Here is a 20,285-nt window from a genome sequence, read left to right as displayed (position 1 = left end):
TGTGGGGCGGCCCGTGTCCGGGAGAATGCCCGATGTGCGGGGCGCTGTCCCTTGCGGCGCGCTTATCGGCACGTGTCGTTCAGCTGTACAACATGTGCCCGCTCCGGTACGCCACGTGATCGCCCCGGTCCGGCCGAGCAGAGTAGCCGGACACGGACGGCTCGGCCACCCCCGTGCGCGAGGATGGGGCCATGAACGCCATCATCTCCGCATCCGACCTCGCGAACGATCTGACGGGCGCCAACCCGCCGGTCCTGCTCGATGTCCGCTGGCAGCTCACCGCGGCCAAGGCCGCGGGTGAACCGCCGTACGACGGCCGGGCCGACTACGAGACCGGGCACCTGCCCGGGGCCGTCTTCGTGGACCTGGACCGGGAGTTGGCCTCCCCGCCGGGCGAGGGCGGCCGGCATCCACTGCCCGGCCTCGCGCACTTCGGCGCCGCGATGCGCCGGGCGGGCGTGTCGTCCGGAACGCCGGTGGTCGTCTACGACGGCGGCCAGGGCTGGGCGGCCGCCCGGGCCTGGTGGATGCTGCGCTGGACGGGTCACCCGGACGTGCGGGTCCTCGACGGGGGGTTGCCGGCCTGGGAGGGGCCGTTGGAGAAGTCCGTGCCCACCCCGGCGGAGGGCGACTTCGTGCCCGAGCCCGGGGCGGGGCTGCTCGACGCCGATGCCGCAGCGGAGTTGGCGCGGTCCGGGGTGCTGCTGGACGCGCGGGCGGGGGAGCGGTACCGGGGCGAGGTCGAGCCGATCGATCCGGTGGCCGGGCACATTCCGGGCGCGGTGTCGGCGCCCACCACCGAGAACGTGGGAGCGGACGGGCGCTATCTCCCCGCGCCGGAGCTTCGGGAGCGCTTCAAGGGACTCGGAGTGTCCGAAGGCTCGCGGGTGGGCGTGTACTGCGGGTCGGGGGTGTCCGCCGCCCATGAGGTCCTGGCGCTGGCGGTCGCGGGCATTCCGGCGGAGCTGTACGTGGGGTCGTGGTCGGATTGGTCCTCGGACCCGGACCGGCCGGTCGCGGTGGGGCCGGATCCCCAGTAGCCCGGAGCGTACGGAAGGGCCGCGCCCCGGAAGGCGCGGCCCTCATGGCCGTACGGTCGGCGTCAACGCCGTGTGGTCCGGCTACTCCTGCTTCTTGCGCCGCGTCCCGAACACGATCTCGTCCCAGCTCGGGACGGCGGCTCTGCGACCCGGACGGACACCGTCGGCCTCGGCCTGCCGGTCGGTGGAACCGATGAGCCGGTCGCGATGGCTGCCGACGGAGCGCGGCATGAGGACGTCCGCGTAGGCGGAACCGGCCGAGGCGGCGGGGGCCGGGGGCTCCTCCTCCTCGGGCTCGACGACGAGGGGCTCTTCCTCCTCGAGTTCCGGCGTGGGGCGCTCCGGCACCACCAGATCGCCACGGAAGCTCGGCACCGCCTCCAGCAGGCTGGTCAGCGAGTCCCGCTCGCCCGTGGCGGTCGTGCTCTCCTCGAGCGGTTCGGACGCCTGCGCGGGCAGGGCGGGGCGCTCACGGTCGGCGGGCCGGTCCAGCGGCCGGTCGCGCGGCAGCCTGGCGATCCGGGGGACGAACGGGAAGCTGGGCTCGGGCGCCGCCAGGTCGTCGGTCTCGCCGATGAGCATGCGCGCCTCGTCGTCGACGGCCTGGACGAGCCGCCGGGGCGGGTCGTAGGTCCAGCTCGCCGAGTGCGGCTCGCTCGCGACGCGGTAGACCAGCAGGACCTCCCATGTGCCGTCGTCGCGACGCCACGAGTCCCACTGGACGGTGTCCTTGTCGACGCCGCGCATGAGCAGCCGCTCCTGCACGGCCTCGCCCAGCGGCGGACCGGAGTTCTCGCCGGGGCGGCGGACCGGGGTCTTGCGGGCCCGCTCGGCCATGAACGCGCGCTCGGCGAGCACGGGGCCCTCGAAGCGGCGTACCCGGTCGACGGGGATGCCTGCCATTTGCGCGACTTCTTCGGCGGTCGCGCCGGCTCGTATACGCGCCTGGATGTCACGGGGGCGGAGGTGGCTCTCCACCTCGATCTCGATCTGGCCGAGGCGGGGACGGTCGCCGCGCACGGCGGCGCGGAGCCGTTCGTCGATCGGAAGCGTGTACTCCGTGCTGTCCGCAGCCTTCAGCACCAGCCGTGTGCCGTCATTCGAGACGGCCACGACACGCAGTTCGGGCATGGGGACCTCCCGGGTGGTGCCTGCCGACGTCACGTGCGTCGCTGCTTCCGCTAGTCGAGTGTGGCCTGCCCGGGTGCAGCCTGCCACAACCTTGCCGAGTTGCCCGGCGTGTCGGGCACGGGCCCTGGATCGCCGTTATGGCACGGTTACCTATTCGCAACGCTAAGTGACGAACTCTGTCACCCTGTGCAACTAGCCCCCTCCCGGCGGTCCTTAAAGGCCCCGTACACCCTGGTGGGAGACCGGACCCAGGGCTCGCCACAGTACTCCATTTGGGCCACGTGCGTGGATTGGCACGCCGCCCAACTTCTGACAAGAGGGGGGACTTGGTCGCCCCATGCCCCCAATTCGTGATCTTGAACGTGGGGAAGTTCACGTAACGCCCCAGGTCGCGGGCGGCGCCCTCGCGGCGGTCCTGGCCGCCGAACTGGCTTCCTGCTTCGGGGTCTACGGCGCGATCCTGGGCGCCGGCGTCGTCAGTGTGGAAGCGGCCGGTGCTCGCGGCGGCCGTGGCCTTCGGCGTCACGATGGCCGGAATCACTCGGGAGACTCCGATTCCGGCGCCGGCACCGCGACGCCCCGGCCCGTCCGGCACGAGCGAGGGCACCGGCACACCGCGGGATGGGGGCACTTCGCCCCCTCCCGGCGAGGACACCGGTACGGCGACCGACCCGGTGCCCACGCCGAGTGACGAGGGGAGTGAGGACCCCGGGAGCACAACCCCCCAGCGCGTCGCCTACGCCCCCAGAACCCGCCGCAAGTAGTCGTTCTGGAACCGTTGATCAGGGTCGAGACGGTCCCGCAGCGCCGTGAACTCGCCGAAGCGCGGATACACCCGGGAGAAGTACTCGGCGTCCCTGGTGTGGACCTTGCCCCAGTGCGGACGGCCCTCGTGGGCGGTGAAGATGCGCTCGGCCGCGGTGAAGTACCGCTGGTAGGGCGTGCCCTGGAACATGTGGACGGCGATGTACGCGGTGTCGCGGCCGGAGGCGGTGGACAGCGTGATGTCGTCGGCGGGAGCGGTGCGCACCTCGACGGGGAAGCTGACCCGCAGGCCGGAGCGGTCGACCATGGCCTTCAGCTCGCGCAGCGCGTCGACGACGGCCGCGCGCGGAACGGCGTACTCCATCTCCACGAAGCGCACGCGGCGCGGAGACGTGAAGACCTTGTAGGGAATGTCGGTGTAGCTCCGCGCCGACAGGGCCTTGCTGGAGATCTGCGCGATCGCGGGGATCGTGGCGGGCACCGCGCGGCCGACCCAGTTGGCCACCTGGAAGACGCCGTTGGAGAGGAACTCGTCCTCGAACCAGCTCTTGAGCTGCGGCACTGGGTTTTCCGGCCCCGCGCTGCGGTTGTTGCGCTTGGTGTTGGTGCTGCCGGTGTGCGGGAACCAGTAGAACTCGAAGTGCTCGTTCTCGGCCCAGAGTTCCTCGAAGTCGGCGAGGACCCTGTCGAACGGCATCGGTTCCTCGCGGGCCGTGAGCAGGAAGACCGGCTCGACGGCGAACGTGATCGCGGTGACGATGCCCAGCGCGCCGAGGCCGAGGCGGGCCGCGGCGAAGATCTCCGGGTTCTCCTTCTCGGAGCAGCTGAGCACCGAGCCGTCCGCGGTGACCAGTTCCAGGCCCCGGATCTGGGCGGCGATCGAGCCCGAGTCGCGGCCCGTGCCGTGCGTGCCGGTGCTGGTGGCCCCGGAGACGGTCTGCTCCATGATGTCGCCCATGTTCGTGAGCGACAGGCCCTCACGCGCGAGGGCCATGTTGAGCCTCTTGAGCGGGGTGCCGGCCTCCACCGTGACCGTCATGGCGTCGCGATCAATGCCACGTATACCGGTCAACAGTTGAGGGCGGATCAATACACCGTCCGTCGCGGCTATGGACGTGAAGGAGTGCCCGGCGCCGACGGCCTTCACCCTGAGGCCGTCCTCGGCGGCCCGCCGCACGGCCGCGGCCAGCTCCTCGACGGAGGCCGGGGTGACCTGCCGCGCGGGACGCGCGGAGACGTTGCCGCCCCAGTTACGCCACGTGCCGTTCTTTCCGTTCGCTGTGCTGCTCAACGGAGCCTCCCCGACCCGGAGCCGGCCGCTTGAGCCGGCGGAATCCCAGGAAACCCACCGCGACCGCGACGGCCCCGGCCACCGCCGGAACCCCGTACCCGGCACGCGCCCCGGCCGCGTCGATCACCCAGCCGGCCGCGGAGGAGCCGAGCGCGACCCCCACCGCGAGCCCGGTGCTCACCCAGGTCATGCCCTCGGTGAGCTGCGCACGTGGTACGTGCTCTTCGATGAGGGACATCGTCGTGATCATCGTCGGAGCGATGGACAGTCCCGCAACGAACAGCGCCACGGCCAGAAACGGCAAGTTTCCGACCAGTAGGAGGGGGATCATACTCACGGCCATGGCGCACACGCCCAGCAACCACCGACGTTCCGGCGCCCCGGCGAAGTGCAGGAGCCCGAAGATCATGCCCGCCACGCAGGAACCCGCCGCGTACAGCGCGAGGACGATGCTCGCGGCCGCCTTGTGCCCCTCCTCCTCGGCGAAGGCCACGGTGACGACGTCGACCGCGCCGAAGATCGCCCCGGTCGCCACGAAGGTGGCCACCAGGACCTGAAGGCCCCGCGCGCGGATCGCCGTACCGCCGCCGTGCCGCTCGCGCGGGTGCGGCTCGGGTTCGGTGGCGCGCTGCGAGGTCAGCCAGAACACGCCGGCCGCCAGGAAGCAGGCCGCGAGGAGCGGACCGGCCTCCGGGAACCATGCCGTGGACAGCCCGATGGAGATGATCGGCCCGAAGACGAAGCACACCTCGTCCACCACGGACTCGAAGGAGTACGCGGTGTGCAACTGCGGCGTGCCCCGGTACAGGGCCGCCCAGCGGGCCCGGACCATCGCGCCGACGCTCGGCACGCAGCCGATGCCGGCGCACGCCAGGAACAGCACCCAGTCGGGCCACTCGTGGTGCGCCGCGAGCAGCAGCAGCGCGGCGGCGGTCAGCGAGAGCAGCGTCGCCGGGCGGAGCACCCGCCGCTGCCCGTACTGGTCGACCAGTCGCGAGACCTGCGGTCCGGCCACCGCGGCGGAGAGCGCGATGGTGGCCGAGAGGGCGCCCGCCAGCCCATAGCGTCCGGTGAGCTGGGAGACCATCGTGACCACGCCGATGCCCATCATCGACACCGGGATGCGACCGAGGAAGCCCGCAGCGGAGAAACGCTTGGAGCCCGGGGCTGCGAACAGAGCGCGGTAGGGACTGGGCAACGAGGGCTCCCAAGGGCTCAGTAAGCTGCGAACGCAGTCGACACAGCTTACGTCCCGCAACACCTTGCGGCACCCGTTCGGACCAGCCGCGGATGCGCCCCGACCCGGCTGCCGCGCAGGTGTCACCCCGCCGTTTCCCGGGTGTCAGTGCAGGGTGGCAGGATCGACCCATGCCAGACGCGCGCGATGTCACCCCCTACGACGCCCTGCTGCTGCTCTCCTTCGGCGGTCCGGAAGGCCCGGACGACGTGGTCCCGTTCCTGGAGAACGTGACGCGCGGGCGTGGTATCCCCAAGGAACGCCTCAAGGAAGTCGGGCAGCACTACTTCCTGTTCGGCGGGGTCAGCCCCATCAACGACCAGAACCGCGCCCTGCTGGACGCCCTGCGCAAGGACTTCGCCGACCACGGCGTCGACCTGCCGGTGTACTGGGGCAACCGCAACTGGGCGCCGTACCTGACGGACACGCTGCGCGAGATGGTCCGCGACGGCCGCCGCCGCGTTCTGGTCCTCGCCACCAGCGCCTACGCCTCGTACTCGGGCTGCCGCCAGTACCGCGAGAACCTCGTCGACGCGCTCGCCGCCCTGGAGGCCGAGGGCCTGGAGGTGCCGAAGATCGACAAGCTGCGGCACTACTTCAACCACCCGGGCTTCCTTGAGCCCATGATCGACGGGGTGCTCCGGTCCCTCGCCGAGCTCGACGAGGACGTCCGGGACGGGGCGCACCTCGCCTTCTCGACCCACTCGATCCCGACGGCCTCCGCCGACACCTCCGGGCCCGTCGAGGACCACGGCGACGGCGGCGCCTACGTCAGGCAGCACCTGGACGTGGCGAAGCTGCTCGCGGACGCCGTCCGCGAGCGCACCGGCGTCGACCACCCCTGGCAGCTCGTCTACCAGTCCCGCTCCGGAGCCCCGCACATCCCGTGGCTGGAGCCCGACATCTGCGACCACCTGGAGGAGCGGCACGCGGCCGGTGTCCCGGCCGTCGTGATCGCGCCCATCGGGTTCGTCTCCGACCACATGGAGGTCCTGTACGACCTCGACACGGAGGCCAAGGCCAAGGCCGAGGAGCTGGGGCTGCCGATGCGCCGCTCGGCCACCGTCGGCGCCGACCCGAGGTTCGCCGCCGCGATCCGCGAGCTGGTCGTGGAGCGGGCAGCCGCCGAGCGCGGGCAGGAGGTCACCCCCTGCGCCCTGGGCGCCCTCGGGGCGAGCCACGACCTCTGCCCGGTCGGCTGCTGCCCGGCCCGTGCCCCCCGGCCCGCCGCCGCGGGCGCCGACAGCACCTACGCGTGAGGAGCCCCGTGACCGACCCCCTGCACACGGACCTGCTCGGACTCGCCCAGGAGGCCGCCCGCCGCGCCGGCGCGCTGCTGCGGGACGGGCGCCCGGCCGACCTGGCGGTCGCCGCGACCAAGTCCAGCCCCATCGACGTCGTCACGGAGATGGACATCGCGGCCGAGAAGCTGATCACCGGCCTGATCGCCGAGCGCCGCCCGGCCGACGGCTTCCTCGGTGAGGAGGGCGCTTCCAGCGACGGCACGAGCGGCATCCGCTGGGTGATCGACCCGCTCGACGGCACGGTCAACTACCTGTACGGCCTGCCCACCTGGGCCGTCTCCATCGCCGCCGAGCAGGACGGGGAGACCGTCGTCGGAGTCGTCACGGCCCCGATGCGCGGCGAGACGTTCCACGCCGTGCTCGGCGGCGGTGCCTGGGCCACGGGCGCCTGGGACGGCGAGCGCCGGCTGGCCTGCCGCCCCGCGCCGCCCCTGGACCAGGCGCTGGTCTCGACGGGCTTCAACTACGTCGCCGAGGTCCGCGCCCACCAGGCCGGGGTCGCCCAGCGCCTGATCCCGCTGCTGCGTGACATCCGGCGCGGCGGCTCGGCCGCGGTCGACCTGTGCGACCTGGCCGCGGGACGCCTGGACGGCTACTACGAGCGCGGTCTGCACGCCTGGGACCTCGCGGCGGGTGACCTCATCGCCCGGGAGGCGGGCGCCCTGACCGGTGGACGCCCCGGAGAGCGCCCGTCCGGTGATCTGACGGTCGCGGCCACCCCCGGCGTCTTCGAACCCCTCCAGCGCCTCCTGGAGGACTTCGGCGCCTGGCACGACTGAGGACGGCCCGGACCGGCGTACGACGGGCCGTGCCGTGCTGAACACCGGGTGAACGGGTCCGTACGACGACGAAGCGGGCCCCGGCGCTGGATTCGCCGGGGCCCGCTTCGTACGCCTTGATCAGACGCTCGCTGCGCCGACCTCCACACCGTGCTCGGCGGCGAGGCGGCGCAGGTCGTCGAGCTCGCCCTGCTCCACTTCGACGAGGAAGTCGTCGCCCTCGTCTCGAGCCCGGGACAGATCGGACTCGGTCGCCCTTATGCGCTGCAGAAGTCCTGCGGTGAATGCGTCCATGCTGCGCCCCCTCGTCCTGGGTCGTGGGTCGTTGGCACGGGGGTGTGCCGTTCGGAAGGGACGATCACGTCTCCGGTGGATGCCCAGCGCCGCTCAGCTGGGCGGCGACGGTGCCGGACACCCACGCCCGCCCTGCGGAAAAGCGGATTGATGCGCACCGCATGGTGGTGCGGTACCAGCAGAGTGTGATCGTGGGATGTAAAGCCGTCCTCCCCAAGCTCCCTTCCGTGGAAACCTAACCGGAGGAGAAAATCTCCTATTCCCCGCGGCCACACCCGCGCCCGACCTCTCCCTCACCCGCCTTACCTCCGACTTATGGCCGAAAAGGGCAGGATGGAGGGCAACACACCAACAGACCGTCGAAGACCCCTGCCCGCATGCGCCCGAGAAAGCGCGGTGCGGGTGGACATGAGGAAGGACCAGGACGTGCGCGTACTCGTCGTCGAGGACGAGCAACTGCTCGCCGATGCGGTGGCCACCGGACTGCGCCGGGAGGCCATGGCCGTCGACGTCGTGTACGACGGTGCGGCCGCATTGGAGCGCATCGGCGTCAACGACTACGACGTGGTCGTCCTCGACCGTGACCTCCCGCTCGTGCACGGCGACGACGTCTGCCGCAAGATCGTCGAGCTCGGCATGCCCACACGCGTGCTGATGCTCACGGCCTCCGGCGACGTCAGCGACCGTGTGGAGGGTCTGGAGATCGGCGCCGACGACTATCTGCCCAAGCCCTTCGCGTTCAGCGAGCTCATCGCGCGCGTGCGGGCCCTCGGCCGGCGCACCAGCGTGCCCCTGCCGCCGGTCCTGGAGCGCGCCGGGATCAAGCTCGACCCCAACCGCCGGGAGGTCTTCCGCGACGGCAAGGAGGTCCAGCTCGCGCCCAAGGAGTTCGCCGTCCTGGAAGTGCTGATGCGCAGCGAGGGCGCCGTCGTGTCGGCGGAGCAGCTGCTGGAGAAGGCCTGGGACGAGAACACCGACCCGTTCACGAATGTCGTGCGCGTGACCGTCATGACCCTGCGCCGCAAGCTCGGCGAGCCGCCCGTCATCGTCACCGTCCCCGGCTCCGGCTACCGGATCTGATACCCGTGGCAGCGACTCCCGCGCCCCCGCAGGCGCCCCCGAAGCCCACCTGGGACCCCAGGAGGCCCGCGCCGCCCTTCCCGTGGCTGCGCCCGACCATCCGCATACGGCTCACGCTGCTCTACGGCGGCATGTTCCTGATCGCCGGCATCCTGCTGCTGTCGATCATCTACCTGCTGGCCGCGCAGGCGCTCAACGTGGGCAGCGAGCTGCCGTTCAAGATCGTCGAGGGCAAGGTCACCAGCGACATCTGCAACCTCCCCAGCCAGGCCTCGCCCAGCGAGTTCAACGACGCGATGAACCAGTGCGTCAACGACCAGCGCCAGCACGCCCTGGACAACCTGCTCAGCCGCTCGCTGCTGGCCCTGCTGGGCCTGGCGGTCATCGCCTTCGCCTTCGGCTACGCCATGGCCGGCCGGGTCCTGTCGCCGCTGGGCCGGATCACCCGCACCGCCCGCACGGTGGCGGGCTCCGACCTGTCCCGCCGCATCGAGCTGGACGGCCCGGACGACGAGCTGAAGGAGCTGGCGGACACCTTCGACGACATGCTGGAGCGGCTGCAGCGCGCCTTCACCGCCCAGCAGCGCTTCGTCGGCAACGCCTCGCACGAGCTGAGGACACCGCTGGCGATCAACCGCACGCTCCTGGAGGTGCACCTGTCCGACCCGGGCGCACCGGTGGAGCTCCAGCAGCTCGGCAAGACGCTGCTGGCCACCAACGAGCGCAGCGAGCAGCTCGTCGAGGGCCTGCTGCTGCTCGCCCGCAGCGACAACCAGATCGTGGAGCGGGGGCCGGTGGACCTGGCCGAGGTCGCCTCGCAGGCCATCGACCAGGTGTACGGCGAGGCCGAGGACAAGGGCGTGCGGATCCGCGGCGAACAGAAGCCCGCGGTCGTCCAGGGCAACGGCGTGCTGCTGGAGCGGATCGCGCTCAACCTGGTGCAGAACGCCGTGCGCTACAACGTGGCCGAGGACGGCTGGGTCGAGGTCACCACCGAGGTCCAGCACGGCCAGGCGGTCCTGGTCGTGTCGAACACGGGCCCGGTCGTGCCGGCGTACGAGATCGACAATCTCTTCGAGCCGTTCCGGCGGCTGCGCACAGAGCGCACGGGCAGCGACAAGGGCGTCGGACTCGGTCTGTCCATCGTCCGGTCCGTGGCCCGGGCGCACGGCGGGCACATCTACGCCCAGCCCCGCGAGGGAGGTGGGCTCGTGATGCGAGTCACGCTGCCCATCTGAGATCATGTCGCCGATCAACTCGGCGGTGCACGGGGATGTTCGCTTTGCGCGGAATTTCTGAGGCCTCACCTCGGGCACCTCGTGTGTGATCGATCACAGAGGCGCCTTTCCGGCCATCTACTCTCCGTGATCATGGGCCGCGTCGGAAAGCCGGGAAAATCCCGGTTTTCGGGGGTCTTGATCACGGGAAGTACAGGGTGAGACGCCTTTGAGGTGCGGCATTCGGACCGTGTACGGTCCCCATCGCCATCCAAGCCGATCACTCGTGAGGAGTCCGGTTGGGTGTCGATTGAGTAACAGACCTTGATGTGAGGCAAAATCTCCGCCTCAGGTCGGGCACAAGTCCGGCCTCTCACGCGTTACGTGCGCTGGAGACACCGCAGACACCCAGAGGGGGAGAGCGACCATGGCAACCGATTACGACACTCCACGCAAGACCGACGACGACGTTGACTCGGACAGCCTCGAAGAACTGAAGGCCCGGCGGAACGACAAGTCGGCTTCCGCAGTGGACGTCGACGAATTCGAGGCCGCCGAAGGCCTCGAGCTGCCCGGAGCCGATCTCTCGAACGAGGAGCTCGCCGTCCGGGTGCTCCCGAAGCAGCAGGACGAGTTCACGTGCATGAGCTGCTTCCTGGTGCACCACCGCAGCCAGCTGGCCCGGGAGAAGAACGGTCAGCCGATCTGCCGCGACTGCGACTGAGGACGGGTCGGCCGTGACTGGCTCGACCCCTCCCTGGAAGCGCCGCTTCTCCAAGCGGAAGGCGGACGAAGGGCCGATGGACGGCCCGCAGTACGGCGCGCGTGACGACGAGCGAGGCCCAACCGGTACGGGGGCGGCCTCGCTCGAACCGGCCGCGGACCGGAGTGACCTCCCGGCGTCCGTGGACGTCCCCGCACCCGTCGCCCGACGGCGGGCGGGGACGATCCGGGAAAGGGCCAGGGAGAGCGCCCGCAAGGGCGGTGTCCGGGCCCGGGCAGGGCTCGCCTACCTCGCCGACCGGATCATCGAACTGGCGCCACGGATCCCCGTACGGGACCTGGCGACACTCCGCAGACAGTTCCCGGGCCTCGGGCCCGAAGAGCTCGCGGACAAACTCGTGGCGGGCGCGGCGAGCGCGACGGCGACGGTCGGAGCGGGCATCGGCGCGGCCGCGATGCTTCCCGTACCGCCCGCGTTGCCGACGGAACTGGCCGCCGAGGTCACCGGCGTCGCCGCGATCGAGCTGAAGCTGATCGCCGAACTCCACGAGGTCTACGGCGTACGGCCGCCCGGCAACCTCAAGCAGCGCAGCACCGCGTATCTCGACTCGTGGTCGGGGGAGCGCGGGATCGACGCGACCAAGCCGTCGACGCTGAGCGTGGCGCTGAACAGCCGCATGAAGCGGGAGCTGCGGCAGCGGATCATGAAGCGGATGGTCCGCAGCATGCCGAACCTGATCCCGTTCCTGGTGGGCGCCGCCGTGGGGGCGGCCATGAACCGCAGCGAGACGAGAAAGCTCGCCGGGCGGATCCGTAAGGACCTGCGCGAGCTCCAGGTGCCCTGGGAGGCACTCGAGGCGCTTCCCGCCCTGGAACGTCCGGCGGACGCCCTGGAGATGGGCGAGATCACGAGCGACCCGCTGGGCCGCGACGCGGACGCGAAACGCGACGACGGGCACAAGCCCGACGACGGACGCTGAAGCCGCCCGTCCGTCGGGTGAAGCCCCGCTCGGATGTGCTACTCGGACTTCGCCGGCCTCGTGGCTTTCAGCGCCTCCGCCAGGCGCTCCGGCTCGCGCGTGGACAGGTACAGGTACGGAGTCGGGTCCTCCGGGTCCGTGACCTCCACGCGCAGGGCCGTGGGGATGTAGGCGCGCAGCAGCATGAAGGCGCGCGGGTCGGCCTTGTGGGTGCGCCAGGCGCGCGCCCCCTCCGCGTCCAGGATCTCCGCCTCGCCCAGCGCCGCCAGCGGGATCTTCGCCTCGCCCGCGATCAGCGAATCGCCCACCACACGGATGCGGACCGAGCCGTACGAACTCGCGGCGACGGCGGCGACCGCGGTGCCTCCGGCCAAGCCGCCGAGCATGGGCAGCGTGCCGAACGGAAGCAGGATCAGGGCCATCGAGACGCCGACGAGGAACGAGATCAGCCACCAGGTCCGGGGGGCGGTGAGGCGTTCTTCGTACGGGGCGGCGGAGAGCTGCATGGAGCCAAGCTTGACACGGTGTCCGGAACGGGCCGACGCGCGGGTAAGGTCTCCGGCTGTGAGTCGTACTTCCGCAGCTCTTCAGCCTCCGGCCGACGCCGTGCGACCGGTGCGGCATCCGGACGCTCCGGCGCCCGGTGAGCTCCTCGGCGCGCACTACGGCCAGTGTTTCGGCTGTGGTGGTGACCAGCCGCACGGGCTGCACCTGGAGGCGCGGGCCGGAGAGGGCGTGTCACTCACCGCCGAGTTCACCGTGCGGTCCGCCCACCAGGGCGCCCCCGGCCTCGCGCACGGCGGGGTGCTCGCCACCGCCCTGGACGAGGCCCTCGGCTCGCTGAACTGGCTGCTGCGCACGATCGCCGTGACCGGGCGGCTGGAGACGGACTTCATGGGGCCCGTGCCCGTCGGCACCACACTGCACCTTCAGGCGGAGGTGACGGCGGTGGCCGGGCGGAAGATCTACTCGACCGCGACCGGACGCGTGGGAGGCCCCGACGGACCCGTCGCCGTGCGCGCCGACGCGCTCTTCGTCGAGGTGAAGGTCGACCACTTCGTCGAGCACGGCCGCCATGAGGAGATCCAGGCGGCCATGAACGACCCGGACCAGGTCCGGCGCGCCCGGGCCTTCGAGGTGAACCCGTGAGCCTGGAAGGCCCCGTGAGCCAGGCCGGCCCCAAGAGCCCCACCGACCCCGCGAGCCCGGAAAGCCCCATGACTTCCACGAGCCCCGTGAGCCGTCAGCCTCTCGACGTGCTGATCCGGCGCGTCGATCCGGAGGTACCTCTTCCGTCGTATGCGCAGCCCGGTGACGCGGGAGCCGATCTGCGCACCACCGAGGCGTGCCAACTGGAGCCGGGCGAGCGGGCGGTGCTGCCCACGGGAGTGTCTGTGGCGCTGCCGGAGGGGTACGCGGCCTTCGTGCACCCGCGCTCCGGTCTGGCCGCCCGCTGCGGCGTCGCCCTGGTGAATGCCCCGGGGACGGTTGATGCCGGGTACCGTGGGGAGATCAAGGTGATCGTGGTGAATCTCGACCCGCGCGAGTGCGTGCGGTTCGAGCGCTTCGACCGGATTGCCCAACTGGTAGTCCAGCAGGTCGAGAAGGTTCGCTTCCAAGAGGTGGCAAAACTTCCCGACTCGGCGCGGGCCGAGGGGGGCTTCGGGTCCACCGGAGGCCATGCGGCGGTGGACGGGACGAGCGGCACAAGCGGTCAGGCCGCCCTGGGCGGTCGGACGGGTGGGAATCGATACGCTTCGGTCGTATCCGACCGGGAAGGACAGTGACGTGTTCGGACGTCGCAAGAATAGGGATGCCGCCGAGGGCGCGGCCGGCGAGACCGAGCAGGTCGTCGACGGTGTCGACAGTGAGGCGGATGAGGGCGAGCGCCTGAGGCTCGAGCCGGCGCCGCGGCCCGACGGGCCCTGGGACGACTCCGAGGTCCGCGATCCGGCCGAGGGCCGGGTCGACCTGGGTGGTCTGTTCGTACCGGGCGTCGAGGGCATGGAGCTCAGGGTCGAGGTCGCGGGCGACGCGATCGTGGCGGCGACGGTCGTGCTGCGGGACAGCGCCATCCAGCTGCAGGGCTTCGCCGCGCCCAAGCGCGAGGGCATCTGGGGTGAGGTGCGCGAGGAGATCGGCTCGGGCATCACCCAGCAGGGCGGCATCGTCGACGAGGTCGAGGGGCCGCTGGGCTGGGAGTTGCGGGCCCAGGTGCCGGTACAGCTGCCGGACGGCACCGGCGGCTTCCAGGTCGTGCGGTTCATCGGCGTGGACGGTCCCCGGTGGTTCCTGCGCGGGGTCATCTCGGGTCAGGGTGCGGTGCAGCCGCAGGCCGCCGGGCTGCTCGAGCAGATCTTCCGGGACACCGTCGTGGTCCGCGGCGAGGGCCCGATGGCGCCCCGCGACCCGATCGTCCTGAAGCTGCCGAACGACGCTCAGATGGTCCCCGAGGGCGTCCAGCAGGAGGAGGGCTCCCGCTTCGCGGGCGGAATGGGCCAGCTCCAGCGCGGACCGGAGATCACCGAGGTCCGCTGAGGCGCGTAGGGACAGCAGGGCCGCACTCCCCAGGGGTGCGGCCCTTTCTCATGCGTGCTCATGCGTGAAGCCTTGACGGGTCATTGGTCTGTACCTACCGCCTCCGTTCACCGCGTCTGTTCATAAAGGCGCTTCACGTTCACATACAAGAACGGAAGGCTCCTCCGCATGCGCAGAACCGCTCTGTTAACCGCCACGGCCTCCCTCGTCGCCGGCCTCCTCGCCTGGCCCGCGAACGCCGCTCCCAGCAGCTTCGTCCACCCCGGAGTCACCGTCTCCAAGGGGCAGCTGGACTTCGCCCGCTCCAAGGTCGACTCCGGTGCCCAGCCCTGGAAGGGCGCCTTCGACCGGATGATGGCGAGCAAGTACGCCGACCTGAATCGCACGCCCGCGCCCCGGACGGTCGTCGAGTGCGGTTCGTACTCCAACCCCAACCACGGCTGCACCGACGAACGTCAGGACGCGATCGCCGCCTACACCCAGGCCCTCGCCTGGTACGTCACCCGCGACGAACGGCACGCGCGCAAGGCGATCGAGCTGATGGACGCCTGGTCGGCCGTGATCAGGGACCACACCAACAGCAACGCGCCCCTGCAGACCGGCTGGGCCGGCTCCTCCTGGCCCAAGGCCGCAGAGATCATCAAGTACACCTACGCCGGGACCTGGGCGAACTCCGGCCGCTTCGCCACCATGCTCCGCGACGTCTACCTCCCCGAGGTGATCAACGGCTCCCACTCCAACGGGAACTGGGAGCTGTCGATGATGGAGGCCGCCGTCGGCATCTCCGTCTTCCTGGAGGACAAGGCGTCGTACGACAAGGCCATGGCGAAGTTCCGGACGCGTACGGCCGCCTACGTCTACCTGGCCTCCGACGGTGAGCTGCCGAAGACCGTGCCGAGCCAGAACCTGAACACCCGGGAGAAGATCGTCCGGTACTGGCAGGGGCAGTCGAGCTTCGTCGACGGGCTCAGCCAGGAGACCTGCCGGGACTTCACCCACACCGGCTACGGCCTCTCCGCCATCTCGCACGTCGCCGAGACCAGCCGGATCCAGGGCCAGGACCTCTACCGCACCGACGTGGGCGAGCGGCTGCGGCACGGGCTGGGCTTCCACGCCAAGTACGAGCTGGGCGCCGCCGTCCCGGGCTGGCTGTGCGGCGGTTCGCTCAAGCCCGGCCTCGGGCCGGTCACCGAGGTCGGCCACAACGCCCTGGCCAACCGCCTCGGACACGCCATGACCAACACCGAGGCGCTGACCGCGCGGGGCCGTCCGGCCGGCAGCAACAACCTCTTCGTCGCCTGGGAGACCCTCAGCCACGGCGACAATCCCGCGTGAGGCCCTGACCCGCCGGGCGCGTCAGAGTTCCGTCAAAGACGGCCCGCGGGCGCGTCCGGCACCCATATGCCGCATCAGCCGGCCGTAAGGTCGACGCTGCGCAGGCAGCGGACCGGAAGACAATGAGGCCATGGCACGCGGCAAGTTTCGGATCTATCTCGGTGCGGCACCGGGCGTCGGCAAGACGTACGCGATGCTCTCCGAGGCGCATCGCCGTGTGGAGCGGGGCACCGACTGTGTGGTGGCGTTCGTCGAGCACTACGACCGGCCGCGCACCGAGGTGATGCTGCACGGCCTGGAGCAGGTGCCGCGCAGGCGGCTGGAGTACCGCGGCGGCGTCTTCCCCGAGACGGATCTCGACGCCGTTCTCGCCCGCCGCCCCCAGGTCGCCCTGGTGGACGAACTGGCCCACACGAACGTCCCCGGCTCCCGCAACGCCAAGCGCTGGCAGGACGTGGAGGAACTGCTGGCGGCCGGCATCGACGTGATCTCGACCGTCAACATCCAGCACCTGGAGTCCCTCGGCGACGTCGTGGAGTCGATCACCGGGGTGCGGCAGCAGGAGACCGTGCCGGACGAGGTGGTACGGCGGGCCGACCAGATCGAACTCGTCGACATGTCGCCCGAGGCGCTGCGGCGGCGGATGGCGCACGGCAACATCTACCAGCCGGACAAGGTGGACGCCGCCCTGTCGAACTACTTCCGGCCCGGCAACCTGACCGCCCTGCGCGAGCTGGCGCTGCTGTGGGTGGCCGACCGGGTCGACGCGTACCTCACCCAGTACCGCAGCGATCACCGGGTGTCGAGGATCTGGGGCTCGCGCGAGCGGATCGTCGTCGGCCTGACCGGAGGTCCGGAGGGCCGGACGCTGATCCGCCGCGCCGCCCGGCTGGCCGAGAAGGGGGCCGGCGGCGAGGTACTGGCTGTCTACATAGCCCGCAGCGACGGGCTGACCTCGGCCTCGCCCAAGGAACTGGCGATACAGCGGACCCTGGCCGAGGACCTCGGCGGCACCTTCCACCACGTGGTGGGCGACGACATACCGGCCGCCCTGCTCGACTTCGCCCGAGGCGTGAACGCCACCCAGATCGTGCTGGGGTCCTCGCGCCGCAAGACCTGGCAGTACGTCTTCGGGCCCGGCGTCGGCGCGACGGTCGCCCGGGAGTCCGGGCCCGACCTCGACGTGCACATCGTCACCCACGACGAGGTCGCCAAGGGCCGCGGCCTCCCCGTGGCCCGGGACGCGCGCCTCGGGCGCTCCCGCCGGGTGTGGGGCTGGATCGTCGGCGTCGCGGGACCGCCGGCCCTGGCGGCGCTGCTCAACACCGTCGACCTCGGCCTGGCCAACGACATGCTGCTGTTCCTGGCGCTGACGGTCGCGGCGGCCCTGCTCGGCGGGCTGCTCCCCGCCCTGGCCTCGGCGGCGGTGGGATCGCTGCTGCTGAACTACTTCTACACACCGCCGCTGCACCGGTGGACCATCTCCGACCCGAAGAACATCGTCGCCATCGTGATCTTCGTGGCCGTCGGTGTGGCGGTGGCCTCCGTGGTCGACCTCGCGGCCCGCCGCACCCACCAGGCGGCCAGGCTGCGGGCCGAGTCCGAGATCCTGTCCTTCCTCGCGGGCAACGTGCTGCGCGGCGAGACCGGCCTGGAGGACCTGCTGGAACGCGTCCGGGAGACCTTCGGCATGGAGTCGGCGGCCCTGCTGGAGCGGGCGAGCGACGTCGAGCCGTGGACCTGCGCGGGCCGCGTCGGGCAGGGGCACCCCGTGGAGCGGCCCGAGCAGGCGGACGTGGACATGCCGGTCGGGGACCATATGGCGCTCGCGCTGACCGGCCGCGTCCTGCCCGCCGAGGACCGCCGGGTGCTGGCCGCCTTCGCCGCCCAGGCCGCCGTCGTACTGGACCGCCGCCGGCTCCAGGAGGAGGCCGACCAGGCCCGTGCGCTCGCCGAGGGCAACCGCATCCGTACGGCGCTGCTGGCCGCCGTCAGCCACGACCTGCGCACCCCGCTCGCCGGGATCAAGGCGGCCGTGTCCTCCCTGCGCTCCGAGGACGTCGAGTGGTCCGAGGAGGACCGGGCGGAACTCCTGGAGGGCATCGAGGAGGGCGCCGACCGCCTCGACCACCTCGTCGGCAACCTGCTCGACATGTCCCGTCTCCAGACCGGCACGGTCACCCCGCTGATCCGCGAGATCGACCTCGACGAGGTGGTGCCGATGGCGCTCGGCGGGGTGCCCGAGGGCAGCGCCGGCCTGGACGTGCCGGAGACCCTGCCGATGGTCGCCGTGGACCCGGGGCTGCTGGAGCGGGCGATGGCCAACCTGGTCGAGAACGCCGTCAAGTACAGTCCGGCCGGCTCGCCCGTGCTGGTCTCCGCCAGCGCGCTCGCCGACCGGGTGGAGGTGCGGGTGGTCGACCGGGGGCCCGGCGTCCCCGACGAGGCCAAGGACCGCATATTCGAACCCTTCCAGCGCTACGGCGACGCCCCGCGCGGCGCCGGCGTGGGTCTGGGTCTCGCGGTGGCGCGCGGCTTCGCCGAGGCCATGGGCGGCACCCTGAACGCCGAGGACACGCCCGGCGGTGGTCTCACCATGGTCCTCACCCTCCGCGCGGCGGGAACACGCCCGGAACCGCTGCACGCGGCAGAACCCGAAAGGCAGGTCTCATGACCCGCGTCCTGGTGGTCGACGACGAGCCCCAGATCGTGCGCGCTCTCGTGATCAACCTCAAGGCACGCAAGTACGAGGTCGACGCGGCCCACGACGGCGCCGGCGCTCTCGAGCTCGCCGCCGCCCGCCACCCCGACGTGGTCGTCCTCGACCTCGGGCTGCCCGACATGGACGGCGTCGAGGTGATCAGGGGTCTGCGCGGCTGGACGCGGGTGCCGATCCTGGTGCTCTCCGCCCGGCACTCCTCCGACGAGAAGGTGGAGGCGCTGGACGCGGGTGCCGACGACTACGTGACCAAGCCGTTCGGCATGGACGAACTGCTGGCCCGGCTGCGGGCCGCCGTGCGCCGGGCCGAGCCGGCCGGAGGAGGTGAGGACGACGTGATCGTGGAGACCGACGAGTTCACCGTCGACCTGGCCGCGAAGAAGGTCAACCGCGCCGGGAAGGACGTACGCCTGACGCCGACGGAGTGGCATCTGCTGGAGGTCCTGGTGCGCCACAGCGGCCGCCTGGTCGGGCAGAAGCAGCTGCTCCAGGAGGTGTGGGGGCCGTCGTACGGGACGGAGACGAACTATCTGCGCGTGTACATGGCACAACTGCGGCGGAAGCTGGAGGCGGACCCCTCGCATCCGAAGCACTTCATCACCGAGCCGGGGATGGGGTACCGGTTCGAGAAGTAGCGCCTGTGGCACAGGGCTGCGTACCTGTCAGCGCGCCCCGGTACGCTCTAGTCATGAGTGCTGTTCCTCGTTCGCAGAAGCCGGCGGGCCGGTTCCGGCGCATGCTCGACCGGCTCTCCTCGTCGCAGGAGGACCTGGAGTCCGAGGAGCTGCGGGAGGACACCGAGACGGCCGGCTGTATCCGGATCGGAGACTGTCAGGACCGGCAGATAGTGACGGTTACTGGTACCTTGCGCACGGTCACCCTGCGGCCGCGCGCGGGAGTCCCGGCCCTGGAGGCCGAGCTGTTCGACGGCTCCGCCGCGCTGGACGTGGTGTGGCTGGGCAGACGCTCCATCGTGGGCATAGAACCGGGGCGCAAGCTGATCGCATCGGGCCGGATCTCGATGAGCCGGGGCCGCCGGGTGCTGTTCAACCCCAAGTACGAACTGAGACCCCTCGGACGGGAGTAGCCGGTGACGTCGCTCGACAAGCCGACCGAAGAGACATCTGCGGACGACAACCGGGCGGTGACCGAGGCCGCCCTGTTCGAGGCGTTCGGCGGCGTCCGGGGCATGGTCGAGACGGTGCTGCCCGGCCTGCTCTTCGTCAGCATCTACACGATCAACAAGGACCTGCATCTGTCGGCGATCGCGGCGCTGGCCGTGTCGCTGGTGCTGGTCGCGGTCCGGCTGGTGATGAAGGACACCGTCAAGCACGCCTTCAGCGGTGTCTTCGGTGTGGCCTTCGGTGTCGTCTTCGCGATGATGACCGGCAACGCCAAGGACTTCTACCTGCCCGGCATGCTCTACACGCTGGGCCTCGGACTCGCGTACATCGTCACCACGCTGTGCGGTGTCCCGCTGATCGGGCTGATCCTCGGCCCGGTCTTCAAGGAGAACCTCTCCTGGCGCACGCGCAACCCCGGCCGTAAGAAGGCCTACGCCAAGGCCAGTTACGCGTGGGGCGCGATCCTGCTCGCCAAGTGCGCGATCCTCTTCCCGCTGTACTGGTGGGCCGACACCACCCAGCTGGGCTGGGTCCTGATCGCCCTGAAGATCCCGCCGTTCCTGCTCGCCGTGTGGCTGACCTGGGTGTTCCTGGCGAAGGCGCCCGCGCCGATCGATGTGTTCGCGGAGATGGAGGCGGAGGAGAAGGCCGCGGAGGAGAGGGAGCGGGAGGCTGCTTCTCGATCCGCCCAGCAGTGAGTCCCCAGAGCTGAGAGAAGGGGCGTCCCG

At 71.0% G+C, this 20,285-nt stretch carries 20 protein-coding genes; 15 read left to right on the top strand and 5 right to left on the bottom strand.

Annotated elements, in window-relative coordinates:
• Window positions 1-191 precede the first annotated feature (191 nt).
• Complete coding sequence (locus tag AC07DF_RS31485; RefSeq protein WP_478978985.1) at window positions 192-1,040, top strand: sulfurtransferase; 849 nt, start codon at window positions 192-194, stop codon at window positions 1,038-1,040.
• Between the two features lie 81 nt (window positions 1,041-1,121).
• Here the strand turns inward: AC07DF_RS31485 and sepH are convergent, their stop codons facing one another.
• The 3 genes from sepH to AC07DF_RS31470 all read right to left on the bottom strand — a co-directional run bounded on the left by sepH (window position 1,122) and on the right by AC07DF_RS31470 (window position 5,425).
• Window positions 1,122-2,171, bottom strand: a complete 1,050-nt coding sequence (gene sepH, locus AC07DF_RS31480) for a septation protein SepH (protein ID WP_478978982.1) — start codon at window positions 2,169-2,171, stop codon at window positions 1,122-1,124.
• 736 nt (window positions 2,172-2,907) lie between these two features.
• On the bottom strand, window positions 2,908-4,227 hold the full coding sequence (locus AC07DF_RS31475) for a D-arabinono-1,4-lactone oxidase (protein ID WP_478978979.1): 1,320 nt from the start codon (window positions 4,225-4,227) through the stop codon (window positions 2,908-2,910).
• Window positions 4,187-5,425, bottom strand: coding sequence for an MFS transporter (locus AC07DF_RS31470; protein WP_478978976.1), 1,239 nt, complete (start codon window positions 5,423-5,425; stop codon window positions 4,187-4,189). Before AC07DF_RS31470 ends, AC07DF_RS31475 begins: the two co-directional genes overlap by 41 nt.
• A 170-nt stretch (window positions 5,426-5,595) precedes the next feature.
• Between AC07DF_RS31470 and AC07DF_RS31465 the strand changes: the two genes are divergently transcribed.
• Window positions 5,596-6,723: a ferrochelatase gene (locus AC07DF_RS31465; protein ID WP_478978973.1), complete on the top strand. Its 1,128-nt coding sequence runs from the start codon at window positions 5,596-5,598 to the stop codon at window positions 6,721-6,723.
• 8 nt (window positions 6,724-6,731) lie between these two features.
• Window positions 6,732-7,547, top strand: coding sequence for an inositol monophosphatase family protein (locus AC07DF_RS31460; protein WP_478978970.1), 816 nt, complete (start codon window positions 6,732-6,734; stop codon window positions 7,545-7,547).
• 120 nt (window positions 7,548-7,667) lie between these two features.
• On the opposite strand, the gene AC07DF_RS31455 is transcribed toward AC07DF_RS31460, so the two are convergent.
• Complete coding sequence (locus tag AC07DF_RS31455) at window positions 7,668-7,841, bottom strand: hypothetical protein (RefSeq protein WP_478978967.1); 174 nt, start codon at window positions 7,839-7,841, stop codon at window positions 7,668-7,670.
• Between the two features lie 426 nt (window positions 7,842-8,267).
• Here AC07DF_RS31455 and AC07DF_RS31450 point away from each other — a divergent pair, with 426 nt between their 5' ends.
• From AC07DF_RS31450 to AC07DF_RS31435, 4 genes are all read left to right on the top strand, one after another.
• Window positions 8,268-8,921, top strand: coding sequence for a response regulator transcription factor (locus AC07DF_RS31450; protein ID WP_003993508.1), 654 nt, complete (start codon window positions 8,268-8,270; stop codon window positions 8,919-8,921).
• Window positions 8,922-8,926: 5 nt separating this feature from the next.
• On the top strand, window positions 8,927-10,159 hold the full coding sequence (locus tag AC07DF_RS31445) for a sensor histidine kinase (protein WP_478978965.1): 1,233 nt from the start codon (window positions 8,927-8,929) through the stop codon (window positions 10,157-10,159).
• A 406-nt stretch (window positions 10,160-10,565) separates the two neighbouring features.
• Window positions 10,566-10,862 carry a DUF4193 domain-containing protein gene (locus tag AC07DF_RS31440; protein WP_003993510.1) on the top strand — a complete coding sequence of 99 codons (297 nt, stop codon included), beginning with the start codon at window positions 10,566-10,568 and terminating at the stop codon, window positions 10,860-10,862.
• A gap of 13 nt (window positions 10,863-10,875) precedes the next feature.
• Window positions 10,876-11,841, top strand: coding sequence for a hypothetical protein (locus AC07DF_RS31435; RefSeq protein WP_478978962.1), 966 nt, complete (start codon window positions 10,876-10,878; stop codon window positions 11,839-11,841).
• A 38-nt stretch (window positions 11,842-11,879) separates the two neighbouring features.
• Here AC07DF_RS31435 and AC07DF_RS31430 read toward each other — a convergent pair whose 3' ends face one another.
• On the bottom strand, window positions 11,880-12,347 hold the full coding sequence (locus AC07DF_RS31430; RefSeq protein ID WP_478978959.1) for a DUF3093 domain-containing protein: 468 nt from the start codon (window positions 12,345-12,347) through the stop codon (window positions 11,880-11,882).
• A 58-nt stretch (window positions 12,348-12,405) separates the two neighbouring features.
• Between AC07DF_RS31430 and AC07DF_RS31425 the strand changes: the two genes are divergently transcribed.
• The 8 genes from AC07DF_RS31425 to AC07DF_RS31390 all read left to right on the top strand — a co-directional run bounded on the left by AC07DF_RS31425 (window position 12,406) and on the right by AC07DF_RS31390 (window position 20,255).
• The gene (locus AC07DF_RS31425; protein ID WP_478978956.1) at window positions 12,406-12,990 is read left to right on the top strand and encodes a PaaI family thioesterase; all 585 of its coding nucleotides are present in this window, start codon (window positions 12,406-12,408) and stop codon (window positions 12,988-12,990) included.
• A gap of 86 nt (window positions 12,991-13,076) precedes the next feature.
• Window positions 13,077-13,628 carry a dUTP diphosphatase gene (gene dut / locus AC07DF_RS31420; protein WP_382498495.1) on the top strand — a complete coding sequence of 184 codons (552 nt, stop codon included), beginning with the start codon at window positions 13,077-13,079 and terminating at the stop codon, window positions 13,626-13,628.
• Between the two features lies 1 nt (window position 13,629).
• Window positions 13,630-14,379 carry a DUF3710 domain-containing protein gene (locus AC07DF_RS31415; protein WP_478978954.1) on the top strand — a complete coding sequence of 250 codons (750 nt, stop codon included), beginning with the start codon at window positions 13,630-13,632 and terminating at the stop codon, window positions 14,377-14,379.
• Between the two features lie 168 nt (window positions 14,380-14,547).
• A complete protein-coding gene (locus AC07DF_RS31410) occupies window positions 14,548-15,714 on the top strand; it encodes an alginate lyase family protein (RefSeq protein WP_478978951.1) in 1,167 nt (388 codons plus the stop codon).
• 130 nt (window positions 15,715-15,844) lie between these two features.
• Window positions 15,845-18,388, top strand: coding sequence for a sensor histidine kinase (locus AC07DF_RS31405; protein WP_478978948.1), 2,544 nt, complete (start codon window positions 15,845-15,847; stop codon window positions 18,386-18,388).
• The gene (locus AC07DF_RS31400; protein ID WP_391101216.1) at window positions 18,385-19,068 is read left to right on the top strand and encodes a response regulator; all 684 of its coding nucleotides are present in this window, start codon (window positions 18,385-18,387) and stop codon (window positions 19,066-19,068) included. The genes AC07DF_RS31405 and AC07DF_RS31400 overlap by 4 nt, the downstream gene beginning before the upstream one ends.
• Before the next feature lie 53 nt (window positions 19,069-19,121).
• Window positions 19,122-19,520 carry an OB-fold nucleic acid binding domain-containing protein gene (locus AC07DF_RS31395; protein WP_478978944.1) on the top strand — a complete coding sequence of 133 codons (399 nt, stop codon included), beginning with the start codon at window positions 19,122-19,124 and terminating at the stop codon, window positions 19,518-19,520.
• 3 nt (window positions 19,521-19,523) lie between these two features.
• Window positions 19,524-20,255 (top strand): DUF3159 domain-containing protein, encoded by a 732-nt coding sequence (locus tag AC07DF_RS31390; RefSeq protein ID WP_478978941.1) that lies wholly within the window; start codon window positions 19,524-19,526, stop codon window positions 20,253-20,255.
• The last annotated feature ends 30 nt before the right edge of the window (window positions 20,256-20,285 follow it).

The organism is Streptomyces sp. NPDC044719 (genome assembly GCF_056433405.1).
The sequence above is the reverse complement of the archived record's forward strand: the minus strand, read 5'-3'. Positions and strand labels throughout refer to the sequence as shown.